A 13,661-nucleotide genomic window follows, 5' to 3' on the forward strand; every position below is an offset into this window, starting at 1 on the left:
TTATTGAGAAGCTTTCTTTTTATATCTTATCAGTTAGCGTTTTCATAAAAGCAACTAAATCTTTCTTTTCTTGATTCGTTAAGTTTAATTTATCAGATGGCAAAGTTTGGAATTCTAATTCAATTCCTAAACCAGCTGCTCCTCCTTTGTTATAAAAATCAACAATTTCTTCCAAAGTTGTATAAACTCCATTGTGCATGTAAGGAGCTGTTTTTTCAATATTTCTAATTGTTGGTGTTTTAAAAAAGTGCTTTTTTTGTTCGGTTTTATAGATTCCATATCGTCCTAAATCTGTACTAACAATTGCATTTATAGTGTCTTTAGAATTTGGAACACCAATTAATTCTAATTCAGATTCTTTGAAAACTGTTGGAACCAAACCGTTAAATAAGGGTGCAAAATGACAAGTAGCACATTTGGCTTTTCCCATAAAAAGATTAAATCCATTTTTTTCGCTCTGTGTCAACGAATTTTCTTTTCCTTGCATATTCTTATCAAATTTTGAATTAAATGGTGTTAATGACATTATATAAGAGGCAATTGCATTTCTAATCAACTGATTATTGATGGGTTCTGCATATACTTTTTCAAAGGTTTCTTGGTAAGTTGAATTTTCTAAAACTCGTTTTTCTAAATCATTCAAAGACAAGTGAAACTCATTTAGGTTATTCACCACATCAACAACTTGACCTTCTAAACTTCCGGTTCGTTTATCATGAAAAAAACCTTTTTGCAAAGCTGCATAAAATAATGTTGGAGAATTTCGTGTTGTGCCTGGAGATTTTGCTAAACCATCAGTAAAATACAATTCTTGTTTATGACACGTAGCACAGCTCATTGTTTTATCGTTAGACAAAGAAGTGTCATTAAATAATGTTTTTCCTAAAGCAACTTTGTCAGCTTCAATAGGATTTCCTTTTTGATCTGTGAAATAATTAATATTGAATGTTTTATCCGTAAATAAATTAGTAGCATTATTATAAATAGCTTTTTCAAATGGAAATTCAACTTGCCAATTCTTGACAATTTTATGCCATAAAATCAAACTTTGATGGGTGTTTTCTTTGATAAAAGTATAGCGATCAAACTTTTGAAACGTAGATTTACTTAATGCATTAATATTTGAATCTAATTGTTTATTCCATTGAAAAAATAGCTTTTCATCTTGAAATTCATTTTCAAAAAAAGAGATTATTTCTTTTACACTATTATAAACTGTAGTACTTTCTACTAAAGAATTTTCAAGAACTGGAGAATCAAAACCTGTTATTCCAGTTAAAGCTACTCTGTTTATTGCATCTCTAACAATCCATAAAACATGATGTTTCTTTAGAAATTTTAAATGTTGATTTTTATGGATGAATTTAATTCTGTTACTAGTAAGAGCCACATTTTTTTTCAATTCTTCTACATCTACTGTTTCATCAAAAAGAGTTTCTTCAATAACCTGAAATCCTGTTGGTTGTTTTATTTTTATATCTGTAAAATCTTCCTCTTCTACTTTTAGTAAATTGGGTTGATTTAAATAGAAATAACTATCAGAATCAATATAAGCTAAAATTGGTTCAACCTTTTTAAAATGCATTCGAGCCTTTTTATATAATCGTTTCTTCTCATTTAAAGAAGTTGAACTATTCAAACTATCTGAAACTTCAGAAGATTTTGCAAGTTGGTTTTTAAAATAGGTTTCTAATTTTATAAAACCCGAAACATCATCATACTTTTCTTTGTTTTGACAACCTACAGTAAAAACCAAAAGGCTATAAATGATTATAGCCTTTAAAGTATTGTTAATTAGATTTTTAATCATATTATCTTTCTAAACCTTTTATCAAATATAATTGGCTACCTTCATCACTGGCCGAATTTGGATTTGCTTTTGGATCTGTAAAATTAACATTAGACCAACCGTGATTTTGTGTGCAGATTAAGAAACTTCCTTCAACACCAATAATGTCAGAAACATCAATCATACCTGTTAATTCCCATAAATTTGAAGCAGTTCCAATTCCAGCAGTTTGAGCTGCATTTTGATCACATTCTAAAACTACTTTTAAAGCTCCAGTTGTAATATTATATTGATATAAATATGAAAAGTGAGTTTTATCTGCTGTATCAGGATATCCATTTGGATCTTCCATGATGTACACATAATTTTTAGTTACTACAACATTATCTGGACTGTGAAATTGTTTTGCAATTCCGTTTAATTTATCACCATCTAACACACAAGTAATTGTTGCTTGAGTTGGATCATTTTGATTTAAAACTACTTTATAAATTCTTCCATAAAAAGAACCTTTACCTGTTAAAGCTGTTTTCTTTCTACCAGTAACAGCAAAATAAATTTCTCTGTTGTTTGAACCTGAGCCTTTTCTATAATCGATATCTTCAACTCTTGAGAATCCCATAATTCCTTTATTTCTTGATTCAAGCTCTAATTCATCTAAAGTTCTTTCTTGATATTCTACAAACTCAGCTTGGTAAGTAACACCTTCTTGCATGTCCATTTCAAAGTTGATTCCAGCTGTGTTTACTTTTAAACCGTATAAACTTCCACTTGCTAAATCTCCTCTGTTTCCAACATACATTGCTAATTGACCAGATGGAGTTGTATCATCACTTGTATCATCACCAATAAAAGCAACAGTTTTTGTAGGATATGCATCTTTTCCAATCACAACTGCATTTTCAGTTGACCATTGACCTAAAGCTGGTAATAAAGTAGCTAATTCAGCATTTTCTGCACTTCTAAAAGGATCTGTTGCAAAAACTCCTTTTGAAGCTCCACCCCATTCTCCACCAGATAAATATAGTGGACCAAATCCATGCTCTTCTGGAGTAATTAAACTTCCTGAACATTGTGCTGTTGAAGCTGTTGCCAAAGCATTTAAGATATATTCTCCTTTAACTGGTTTAAACGTTTTATCAAATGTAATTCTAGCTACCGAATAATCTGCTTCAATATTATTGATTAAAGTGAATGTTCCGTCAGCGTTTTTCATTAAACCCATTCCATCAGCCATTGAACCATAAACAAATTCTGGAGATTCTGATAATTGATCTCCTGAACTTAATAGAGAATAAATTTCTAAATTTTCAAAACCCGACTTTTTTAATAAGAAAGGAGCTGTTGCTGAATGATTTGCCAAAGTAACTTTTGCGTCAGCTGCTGGTGTTGTTGCATTATCATCATCTTGATTACAAGAAATAATTGCAAATGAAGAAGCAATTAATAATAAGGCTTTAAAATTTGTTTTCATAAGTACTAGTTTGTTGTTTTTTAAGTTTTGTCAAAACTACTGCTAGACTGTAAACAAAAAGTAAACTCAGTTTTACTAAAAACAAACCAATAAATCATCAAAACGTTACCATCTTAATTAATTATCAACTAAAAATCAATTGAACGTTTAGAAAGAGCAAAAAAAAACTTCTCGAAGATGAGAAGTTTTGTATTTCTTAAAGCAATAAATTAATGTACATTATTAGAACTAGCAACCGTTTTAAATAAAGTACTTAAAACTAAATTCATTTCTTGTTTCAATGTACTATTAGAACCTCTCCATCTTCCAATAATGATTCCGTTCTTATCAATTAAAATTTTTTGTGGAATTGAGTTTACAAAATAACTTTCTAATAAAGGTACATCATTAATAATAATGGGAATGTTTTTAAACATATCAATCTTTTGAAAATCAATTGCTTTTCTTAAAACTTCCATATTTTCATCAATAGAGACATTTACAATTTCTAATCCGTTTTGATGGTATTTTAAATAAACTTCTTTTAAGTAATTATTTTCATCACTGCATACTTGTGAAGTGCTGTTCCAAAAAGACAATAAAATATAATTTTTGCCTTTAAATGAAGATAAATTCAATGTATTATTTCTAATGTCTTTAAGGGTAAAATCTGGTGCTTCGCTACCAACATTACTTTTCTTAAAATTAACTAGCATTTCTTTTAATTGAAGACCTTTTGGACTATTTTGCAAATCAAAAGTTAAACTTCCAAATAAAGAATTAAAAACTTCATATTTTAACGCTGCTTCTGGTTTTGTAATTTTATAATGTAATATATCTAGTGAAATTGGATTAGAAGAGAATTGTCTAATAAATCCAAATTCTCTATCTAATTCCTTTTCTGCATTTTGAGCTGCAGCAATGTCTAATTCATTAATTTTCTTAAATAAATTGTTTTTGATAATTGTATCGTTAGTATATCCAATCTTTTCATATATAGCTTTGTAAATTATAGCTAATGAATCTCTTGTCTTAAACGTAGACTTATGAATAATGTTTAATTTATTAATAATTTCTTTTTGCTGTTTCACATCTTGAGCAAAACTAGTTACTGTAGAAAAAAAGATAACAATAATTAAAATAATACACTTAAGTTGAGTAGCTTTCATATTATTTAGATTTTAGTTTTTTGTTGACTTATTAACAGTAAATTTAAATAAATTATCAACAACAAACAGCCCAATAATAAAGTAATAATCAATAATTATCAACAACAAAAAGGCTGTTTATCAACATTTTATCATCTCTGATTGAAATATATTTAATCTAAAGAAAGTGTAATTTGACCATCATCATCCAAATCCGTTTTTATATCTTCAGAAACATTATCTTCTCCTTCAACTTCCATTTCTTCTGGAATTTCAGGTGCTGGTTCCTCATAAGGTAATGGTTCTAACAAATTAACTTGTTTGACTTTATCTGTAGTCAATTGATTTCCTAAAGCTTTTATTCCTTTTACGGCAATAAATTCTTCCATATTGACTTGCATTGTTTCTTTTTGTTCTCCTTTTACTTTAGCAAAAACAACTTCAGCCATTGGTTTCCAATCCGTAGAAACAATTTCTAATTGCGATTTAGCATGTTCAGATATAAAAATTTCTTCTTTATTTTCATTTTCCACTAAGAAACGCTTGACATAATAACGTTCCTTTTCACCATCATAATAGATAGCAGAAATTGGTTTCTTTGGATTCCATTTTTCCAACACTATCATATCTTCATCAAAATGAGTTGTCAATTCTGGAATAATCGTCTTTAATTTACCTGATTGATTCACAATTAACAGTCTGTCATTAGGTCTAAATTCACCCAGCAACTCACCTCTTCCGTCAACGTTAAGTCTTTGAACGGTATCATCAAACCAAACTTTTCTTGGTCGTAAAGTCGAAATTCCTTTCTCTTTTAATTCAATTTTCTTGATAGGATATTTGGTAACTGTATTTCCTTTTGAACTTCTTCCTTTGATTAAAATTTCAGAGAAATCTAAATCCCATTTCAACTTTTTAACACTTCCCACTTGACGCAACAAAATAGTAACTGTTTCCGCTTCACCATTTGGATTAGCTGTAAAATATAAGATTTGAGAACCTGGTTTTTCTTGGGTTAGATGATAATCTTTATCACGTGTAACTCCAGAAACATTAAAACGTTTTACAAAAGAAGCACCATTTTTTCCATCACGATAAATAACGTTGTAAATCGTGCGTTTGTCATTTTTATCAAAAACGGCTATGTGAATGATGTCTTTTCCAACGAATTTTTTCTCATCTACTTTGGTAATAATCATTCGACCATCACGCAAAAAGACAATTACATCATCAATATCAGAACATTCTCCAACATATTCATCTTTCTTCAAACCTGTTCCTAAGAAACCTTCTTCTTTATTGACATACAATTTCGTATTTCTCAAGACTACTTTGGTAGCTTCAATGTTTTCAAAACTTCTCAATTCAGTTTGACGTTCACGACCTTTTCCGTATTTATCTTTCAAATTTTGGAAAAAAGCAATAGTAAAATCAATGATGTTGTCTAAATCATGTTTCACCTTTTCCATGTCAGCTTCTAACTTAGCAATAGCATCATCTGCTTTGTCTGAATCGAATCGAGTGATACGAATCATTGGAATTTGGGTTAACTTCTGTAAATCATCATCATTAATTTCTCTAACAAAGTCCTTTTTGAAAGGCTCAAAACTCTTATATAAATATTGGTATAAAGATTCTCTGTCGGAATATAATTTGAAATCAATGTACATTTCTTCGCGTATGAAGATTTTTTCTAATGTAGAAAAATGCCATTTGTTCTCCAATTCATCTAACTGAATTTCAAGTTCTCTTTTTAGTAGTTGAACGGTTCTGTTAGTCGAAATTTTCAACATTTCAGAAACACCAATAAACATTGGTTTATTATCACCGATTACACAACCTAAAGGAGCAATTGATGTTTCACAAGCCGTAAAAGCATATAAAGCGTCAATCATTTTATCTGGTGAAACTCCTGGTGTTAAATGAATTAAGATTTCAACCTCAGCAGCTGTGTTGTCTTCGATTTTCTTAACCTTAATTTTTCCTTTTTCGTTGGCTTTTAAAATACTATCAATCAACGTTGAAGTATTGGTTGAAAATGGAATTTGCGTAATGACTAAAGTCTGCTTATCCAATTGCGAAATTTTAGCACGAACACGAACTCTTCCACCACGAAGTCCATCGTTATAATTAGAAACATCCGCAATTCCAGCTGTTGGAAAATCGGGATAAAGTGTAAAAGGTTTTCCTTTTAATATTTTGATTGAAGAATCTATTAATTCGTTAAAATTATGAGGCAATACTTTTGTGGAAAGTCCAACGGCAATTCCTTCTGCACCTTGTGCTAAAAGTAACGGAAATTTTACAGGAAGATTTATGGGTTCAGCACGACGACCATCATAGGAAGTTCCCCATTCTGTAATTTTTGGAGAAAATAAAATATCGTGACCTAATTTTGAAATTCGTGCTTCAATATAACGAGAAGCTGCTGCAGAATCACCTGTAAGGATATTTCCCCAGTTTCCTTGCATATCAATCAACAAATCTTTTTGACCAATTTGCACCATAGCATCACCAATACTAGCATCTCCATGAGGATGATACTGCATGGTGTGACCAACAATATTCGCTACCTTATTATAACGACCATCATCCAACTCTTTCATGGAGTGCATAATTCGTCGCTGTACAGGCTTAAAACCATCTTCAATGGCAGGAACTGCACGTTCTAGAATTACATAAGAAGCATAATCTAGAAACCAATCCTTGTACATTCCAGTTACTTTCGTAATAGTATCTTCTGGATTTTCATTGTTTTCATAGAAATGATGTCCTGATGAAACATGAATATCATCAAAACCTTCTTCGTTTGTAGATTCATTCAACGGTTCGTTGTTTTCGTCTTCTGGTACTATGTTTTCTTCGTCTTCGTTCATTTATGCTGAATTATTTTCAGTATCTTTTATCTTAATTCAAAATCACTGCTCACTAAAAACTGAACACTGAACACTACTCCTTTTCAATCACATCCAATTCCACTTTCAAGTTATTGATGATGAACTCTTGTCGGTCTGGTGTGTTTTTACCCATGTAGAATTCTAGTAATGTTTCAATTGATGTGGCTTTATCTAACATAATTGGATCTAATCGAATGTCTTCTCCAATGAAATGCTTGAACTCATCAGGTGAAATTTCTCCTAATCCTTTGAATCGTGTGATTTCTGGTTTTGGTTTTAACTTTTCAATCGCATTAACTCTTTCTTCATCACTATAACAATAAATAGTTTCCTTTTTATTTCGGACTCTAAATAAAGGTGTTTGCAAAATATATAAATGTCCGTCTTTAATCAATTCTGGAAAAAACTGTAAAAAGAAAGTAATCAACAGTAAACGAATATGCATTCCATCGACATCGGCATCGGTTGCAATTACAATATTGTTGTAACGCAAATCACCCATATCTTCTTCAATGTTTAGAGCAGCTTGTAATAAATTGAACTCTTCGTTTTCGTATACAATTTTCTTGGTCATACCATACGAATTCAAAGGTTTTCCACGCAAACTAAAAACCGCTTGTGTATTTACATCACGACTTTTGGTAATGGAACCTGAAGCTGAATCTCCCTCAGTAATGAAAAGCGTACTTTCTAAACTTCTCGGATTTTTAGCATCGGTTAAATGCACTCTACAATCTCTTAATTTTTTATTGTGAAGACTGGCTTTTTTTGCTCTGTCTTTGGCTAACTTACGAATACCTGATAATTCCTTACGTTCTCTTTCGGCTTGCAAAATTTTACGTAGTAAAGCATCGGCAACTTCTGGGTTTTTGTGTAAATAATTATCAAATTTAGTTTTGATGAAATCATTTACAAAAGTTCGAACCGTTGGACCTTTCGGACCAATATCTGTTGAACCTAATTTGGTTTTCGTCTGACTTTCAAAAACAGGTTCTTCAACTTTTACCGAGATAGCAGAAACAATCGATTTACGAATGTCTGAAGCTTCAAAAGGTTTGTTGTAGAATTCTTTAATTACACGTACAATGGCTTCTCTAAAAGCACTTAAATGTGTTCCACCTTGCGTTGTATTTTGTCCGTTTACAAACGAATGGTATTCTTCTGAATATTGGGATTTACTGTGTGTTACTGCAATTTCGATATCATCACCTTCTAAGTGAATTATTGGATAGACCATATCTTCTTCAGCAATGTTTTCATCCAATAAATCTTTTAAACCATGTTCTGAAACGTATTTTTCACCGTTGTAATAAATGGTTAAACCGCGATTTAAGTAACAATAATTTTTAAGCATCTTAATGATATACTCATTGCGATACTTGTAATTTTTGAAAATTGTTTCATCAGCCACGAAAGAGACTTTGGTTCCTTTTCGTTTGCTTGATTCTTGAACCTCTTCTTCAATGGTAAGATTTCCTGCTGAAAATTCGGCTGCTTTTTGTTGGTTATCTCTAACGGATTCTACTCTAAAATAATTGGAAAGTGCATTTACGGCTTTGGTTCCGACACCATTTAAACCTACAGATTTTTTGAAGGCTTTGGAATCGTATTTTCCACCAGTATTCATTTTGGAAACTACATCTACTACTTTTCCTAAAGGAATTCCACGACCATAATCGCGAACGGTAACCATTTTATCTTTGATGGTGACTTCGATGGTTTTTCCTGCACCCATGACAAATTCATCGATACAGTTGTCGATAACTTCTTTGATTAAGATATAAATACCATCATCTGGAGACGAACCATCACCGAGTTTTCCAATATACATACCAGGACGCATTCGGATATGCTCTTTCCAATCGAGTGAACGTATGTTGTCTTCGTCGTATCTAGTTTCTACTGCCATGTGTTGTATAGGAATTTGTGCTAATATACTCAAATTGACTCCAATTTTAAAGGCTTAAAACCATAAGATATTAAGAATGTTATTCACAATTTTTAATTTAGAAGTTTGAATTTAGAAAAAAGAGGAAAGAAGCAAGAGAAAAGATTTTTGAATGGAAAATTGTTTATATTTGGAGTATTAACTTACAGATGATTATAAATTAATGTAAAAATTCATTAGTTATTTATATATTTAAGTATTAAACAAGTTGAAAAACAGAATGGAAAAAGAAGTATTTGGAAAAAGTTTTATTGAAAAATTAGATAAAAACTTTCCTGAACTATCGAAAAATTTTGACTTTAGATTTAAGATATTTTCTGAATTTAACACGTTAATTTTTGAATTAAACAAATGTCTAATTCTTGAATTAAATAGAGCATCAATTACTCTTACAAATCATTTACTTGAACGACTTTTAAAGTTAGCACTTATTTATGATGAATCAGGTTTTGGACCAACACCACTAGAGGAATGGAATAAAAAGTTTGGAGAACCGAACAAAAAATATAGTTCAATTTCTTTAGGTAATTCTATTGAATTATGTAAAAAGAAAGGACTAATTTCTGATTCTGAAAAAGATATTCTTTTCAATACAATAAGAGTTTTGATGAGAAATGGATTTTCTCACGCTGATTCAACTGATATTTTAGCTAATATTCCTGATGAAACTCCTATGTTCTTAGGAAATCTAAAAAGACCAAATGACAAATTGAAAGAAATTGGAGTGAATCAAAAAATAATTCCAACTTTTCAAGCCTTACAGATGGAAGATTTTGCTAAGGAAAATGCTAAACCATATTTCCATTTTGTTTTTAAATTAATTCATAAAATAGAAATTCGGATAATTGAAAGAAATAAAACCTTAAATAAACCTTAGCTTCTTCTATTTTCTATTCTCTTTGTTCTATATTCTAAAAACTTCACATTAAAAAAATTCAAACGAAAATTCAACTATTTAAAAATTATTCTTTAATTTTGATTACTACAAAAAGAATTCCTATGAATACAACTTCTCAAATAAAAAAGAATTTAATTTCTAGAATTAAGGAATCAAAAGACATCAATCTACTTAATGCGCTTCAAACTATTTTTGATTCTTCTGAACAAACGTTATTTCAATTATCATCTGAACAGGAGTCAGCAATTGAGGTTGGAAGAAATGAAATAAAAAACGACCAATTCTTTAAAAACGAAGAAGTAATTTCAGAAATGAAACAATGGTTAAAAAAGAAATAGTTTGGTCTAAATTGGCAAAAACGCAAGTTAAAGCTGTACTTGAATATTATGTACTGCAAAATGGAAATGCAAACTACAGTTTAAAACTTTTAAATCAAGTTGAAGATTTATTAAACACGCTTTCTAAATCTGAACTAATTGGCAGACTCACTTCCAATAAATTTACTCGAGTAATTGCTATGAAAAATTATTTGATTTTTTATGAAATCAATAAAAATAGAATTGAAATAATTTCTTTTTGGGATAACCGACAAAATATAAAAAACAGAAAGGTTCAATAACTCATTTTTTTTTTAATGGGTAATATAGATTAAAAAAACTGCAATCAAATCAAAGGTTTTTCTTTCTTCTTTACTCTTGTCTCTTTCTTCTAATATCACTATTCACTTATCTCCAACTTATACCCAACTCCATGAATATTAATAAGTTTAATCGATTCATCCGCTTTTAGTTTATTGCGAAGTTTTGAAATATAGGTATCCAAACTTCTTCCTACAAAAACTCCGTGATCTTCCCAAACTTTTTTGGTTAGTTCATCTCTTTTTATCACTTGGTTGGGTTGTTCCATAAAAATAGTTAACAACTCACATTCTTTTTTGGATAGACTGATTTCAACGGCTTCTTTAATCAATTTGTTTTGTTCTGGATAAAATTTGTATGTTCCAATTGTTGTGTAATTTGCTGTATTTTCTACAGATACTTCTTTAGTTTTTCGTTTAAAATAAAGAAATGTTAGTAATCCGATAATTCCTAAAATTAATAAAGAAATAATCCAAACATATAAAGAACTTTTGTTGGATTCCATGTTTTTATTAAATCTTACATTTATTAGATAACATTCTTTATGTAATTGCCTTCCACTGCAAGGAATAATGCCTTTTTCTACATTTTGGTTCATTTGGTAACTATAGGCAATTTCTTTGTCTTTGCATTGCACTACTTCAACCAAATAATCTTGTGGTAAATTGGCTTTTTGAAAACTTTTTTTAACTAAAATCACTAAACTATCAGGATTTATGGTTAATTGATTTTCAAAAGTCAATTGGTATTGTAAACCCTTTGCATTGGTAACAGGTTTTACCAAAGAAATAGAATCTTGATTGCTAAGTAACAATTGATGTCCAACATCGCGTAAAGCTACTTTTGTCAAAGCAGATAAGTCTTCATTTGATTCATGGGAACACGAAATCAAAGCAGTGAATAATCCGAAAAGCGTTAAAAAACGAAAGAAATATTTGATAGTGTAATTCATAATTAGTTGTAAATTACTTACATTTTCATGACATTTTACAACAGTTGACACTTTTTTTACATTTTTTTGACACTTTCAGGTTTTATGAATAGTAGTTTTACAATGTCATTAAATAATAGCTCAAAGTTTAGGGCATTTTAAATCAATATTAATTCCTAAAAAAATGAAAAATGAAAAAACTAATTTATGCACTGATTGCATCGTTGATTGTAGTAAGCGGACTGGTTTATGCTAATCGAGAAATTAAAACAGAAAGTTCTAATAAAGTTATCTCAAAAACTAACTCTTCTAAAGATAAAAATACTGAATTAAAAAAATGGGAAGCTTCACCAGATGGAATCATGTTCAACAATTGGAAAGAATCTCCAGCAGGAAAAAAAGTCCTTGAAAGTATTGCAAAAATAAGAAAACCAGTTAAGGAATTTAATGAAATGGAAGCTATTGTAACTTCACTTTCACTTCCTGAAGGTTCAAGATTGGGTTTTGGAATTATGGTGAAGATTGATGGTGAAGATTATATTTTAGCTTTTGGAGTAGAAAAATATGAGCCAAATAATTATAATTTAGGTGTAGAATTTGAGCAATTATATAGCTTGAAAGTAAACGACAAAATAATTATAAGAAGTCGAAGTGTTTCGTATGCTCCAAAGTATGCTTATCCAATAATAGCTGGTGATTATGTAGAAAAAGAAGGTAAAATTCTTTACAAAAGAGAACCAAATAAAGATGGTTGTTAAGCGAATAACAAACCAAAAAACCTGCAATTAAAATCGCAGGTTTTTCTATTTTCTATTCTATTTGTTCTATTTTCTAAAAAACTACACATTAAAACGGAAATGCATCACATCACCATCTTTAACGATGTATTCTTTACCTTCAACTCTTAGTTTTCCGGCTTCTTTTACTTTGGCTTCTGTTCCGTAAGTCACATAATCATCGTAGGCAATAACTTCTGCTCTAATGAATCCTTTTTCAAAATCGGTATGAATTACACCAGCTGCTTGAGGTGCAGTGTCTCCAATATTAATTGTCCAAGCACGAACTTCTTTTACACCAGCTGTGAAATACGTTTGTAAGTTTAATAATTTGTAAGCAGCACGAATTAAAACCGCTGAACCAGGTTCTGTTAATCCCATATCTTCTAAGAAAACTTGACGTTCTTCGTAGCTTTCTAATTCTGTGATATCTGCTTCTGCTCCTACAGAAAGGATGATTACTTCTGCTTGTTCATCTTTTACCAATTCACGAACTTGTTCTACATATTTGTTTCCACTTACTGCAGCTGATTCATCTACATTACAAACATATAAAACTGGTTTTGTTGTAATCAATTGAAATTCTTCCATCAAAGCTTCTTCATCTGCATTTTGAGGAATAACCGTTCTTGCTGATTTGGCTTGTAATAAAGCTTCTTTAATTCTATCTAATAAGGCTTTTTCAGCTTGTGCTTCTTTGTTTCCAGTTTTGGCTGCACGATTTGTTTTTTCTAAACGTTTTTCAACGGTTTCTAAATCTTTTAATTGCAATTCAATATCAATCGTTTCTTTATCACGAATTGGATTTACATTTCCGTCAACGTGAACTATATTATCGTTATCAAAACAACGTAACACGTGAATAATTGCGTTACATTCTCTAATATTTCCAAGAAATTGATTTCCTAAACCTTCACCTTTACTTGCTCCTTTTACTAAACCAGCAATATCTACGATATCAACGGTTGCCATTTGCACACGTTCAGGTTTCACTAATTCTTCTAATTTTGCGATTCTTGGATCAGGTACGTTTACTACTCCAATATTTGGTTCTATAGTACAAAAAGGAAAGTTAGCACTTTGCGCTTTTGCATTTGATAAACAATTAAATAAGGTTGATTTTCCTACGTTTGGTAATCCTACAATTCCTGCTTTCATCTTGAAATTTTAAATAAGAGTGCAA

At 30.4% G+C, this 13,661-nt stretch carries 11 protein-coding genes; 4 read left to right on the forward strand and 7 right to left on the reverse strand.

The features are described from left to right. Positions 1-19 precede the first annotated feature (19 nt). From ACFO3U_RS11815 to ACFO3U_RS11835, 5 genes are all read right to left on the reverse strand, one after another. Complete coding sequence (locus ACFO3U_RS11815) at positions 20-1,810, reverse strand: cytochrome-c peroxidase (RefSeq protein ID WP_379742545.1); 1,791 nt, start codon at positions 1,808-1,810, stop codon at positions 20-22. 1 nt (position 1,811) lies between these two features. Next, positions 1,812-3,263 carry an alkaline phosphatase PhoX gene (locus tag ACFO3U_RS11820; protein ID WP_379742548.1) on the reverse strand — a complete coding sequence of 484 codons (1,452 nt, stop codon included), beginning with the start codon at positions 3,261-3,263 and terminating at the stop codon, positions 1,812-1,814. A gap of 209 nt (positions 3,264-3,472) precedes the next feature. After that, positions 3,473-4,411, reverse strand: a complete 939-nt coding sequence (locus ACFO3U_RS11825; RefSeq protein ID WP_379742551.1) for a TlpA family protein disulfide reductase — start codon at positions 4,409-4,411, stop codon at positions 3,473-3,475. A gap of 152 nt (positions 4,412-4,563) precedes the next feature. Then, complete coding sequence (locus ACFO3U_RS11830) at positions 4,564-7,266, reverse strand: DNA gyrase/topoisomerase IV subunit A (protein WP_379742554.1); 2,703 nt, start codon at positions 7,264-7,266, stop codon at positions 4,564-4,566. Positions 7,267-7,339: 73 nt separating this feature from the next. Continuing rightward, positions 7,340-9,196, reverse strand: a complete 1,857-nt coding sequence (locus ACFO3U_RS11835) for a DNA topoisomerase IV subunit B (RefSeq protein ID WP_379743515.1) — start codon at positions 9,194-9,196, stop codon at positions 7,340-7,342. A 259-nt stretch (positions 9,197-9,455) separates the two neighbouring features. Here ACFO3U_RS11835 and ACFO3U_RS11840 point away from each other — a divergent pair, with 259 nt between their 5' ends. From ACFO3U_RS11840 to ACFO3U_RS11850, 3 genes are all read left to right on the forward strand, one after another. Next, positions 9,456-10,112 (forward strand): hypothetical protein, encoded by a 657-nt coding sequence (locus ACFO3U_RS11840; RefSeq protein ID WP_379742557.1) that lies wholly within the window; start codon positions 9,456-9,458, stop codon positions 10,110-10,112. A gap of 122 nt (positions 10,113-10,234) precedes the next feature. Further along, the gene (locus ACFO3U_RS11845; protein ID WP_379742560.1) at positions 10,235-10,471 is read left to right on the forward strand and encodes a hypothetical protein; all 237 of its coding nucleotides are present in this window, start codon (positions 10,235-10,237) and stop codon (positions 10,469-10,471) included. Further along, on the forward strand, positions 10,453-10,752 hold the full coding sequence (locus tag ACFO3U_RS11850; protein WP_379742563.1) for a type II toxin-antitoxin system RelE/ParE family toxin: 300 nt from the start codon (positions 10,453-10,455) through the stop codon (positions 10,750-10,752). The genes ACFO3U_RS11845 and ACFO3U_RS11850 overlap by 19 nt, the downstream gene beginning before the upstream one ends. A 98-nt stretch (positions 10,753-10,850) precedes the next feature. On the opposite strand, the gene ACFO3U_RS11855 is transcribed toward ACFO3U_RS11850, so the two are convergent. Then, positions 10,851-11,774, reverse strand: coding sequence for a winged helix-turn-helix domain-containing protein (locus ACFO3U_RS11855; protein WP_379742566.1), 924 nt, complete (start codon positions 11,772-11,774; stop codon positions 10,851-10,853). A 119-nt stretch (positions 11,775-11,893) separates the two neighbouring features. Between ACFO3U_RS11855 and ACFO3U_RS11860 the strand changes: the two genes are divergently transcribed. Continuing rightward, entirely contained in the window at positions 11,894-12,460 is a 567-nt protein-coding gene (locus ACFO3U_RS11860) for a hypothetical protein (RefSeq protein ID WP_379742569.1), read from the forward strand. Positions 12,461-12,541: 81 nt separating this feature from the next. Here ACFO3U_RS11860 and ychF read toward each other — a convergent pair whose 3' ends face one another. After that, complete coding sequence (gene ychF, locus ACFO3U_RS11865) at positions 12,542-13,636, reverse strand: redox-regulated ATPase YchF (RefSeq protein WP_379742571.1); 1,095 nt, start codon at positions 13,634-13,636, stop codon at positions 12,542-12,544. Positions 13,637-13,661: the final 25 nt, after the last annotated feature.

The sequence above is a fragment of the Flavobacterium ponti genome, from assembly GCF_042652765.1.
GTDB classification, from domain to species: domain Bacteria; phylum Bacteroidota; class Bacteroidia; order Flavobacteriales; family Flavobacteriaceae; genus Flavobacterium; species Flavobacterium ponti.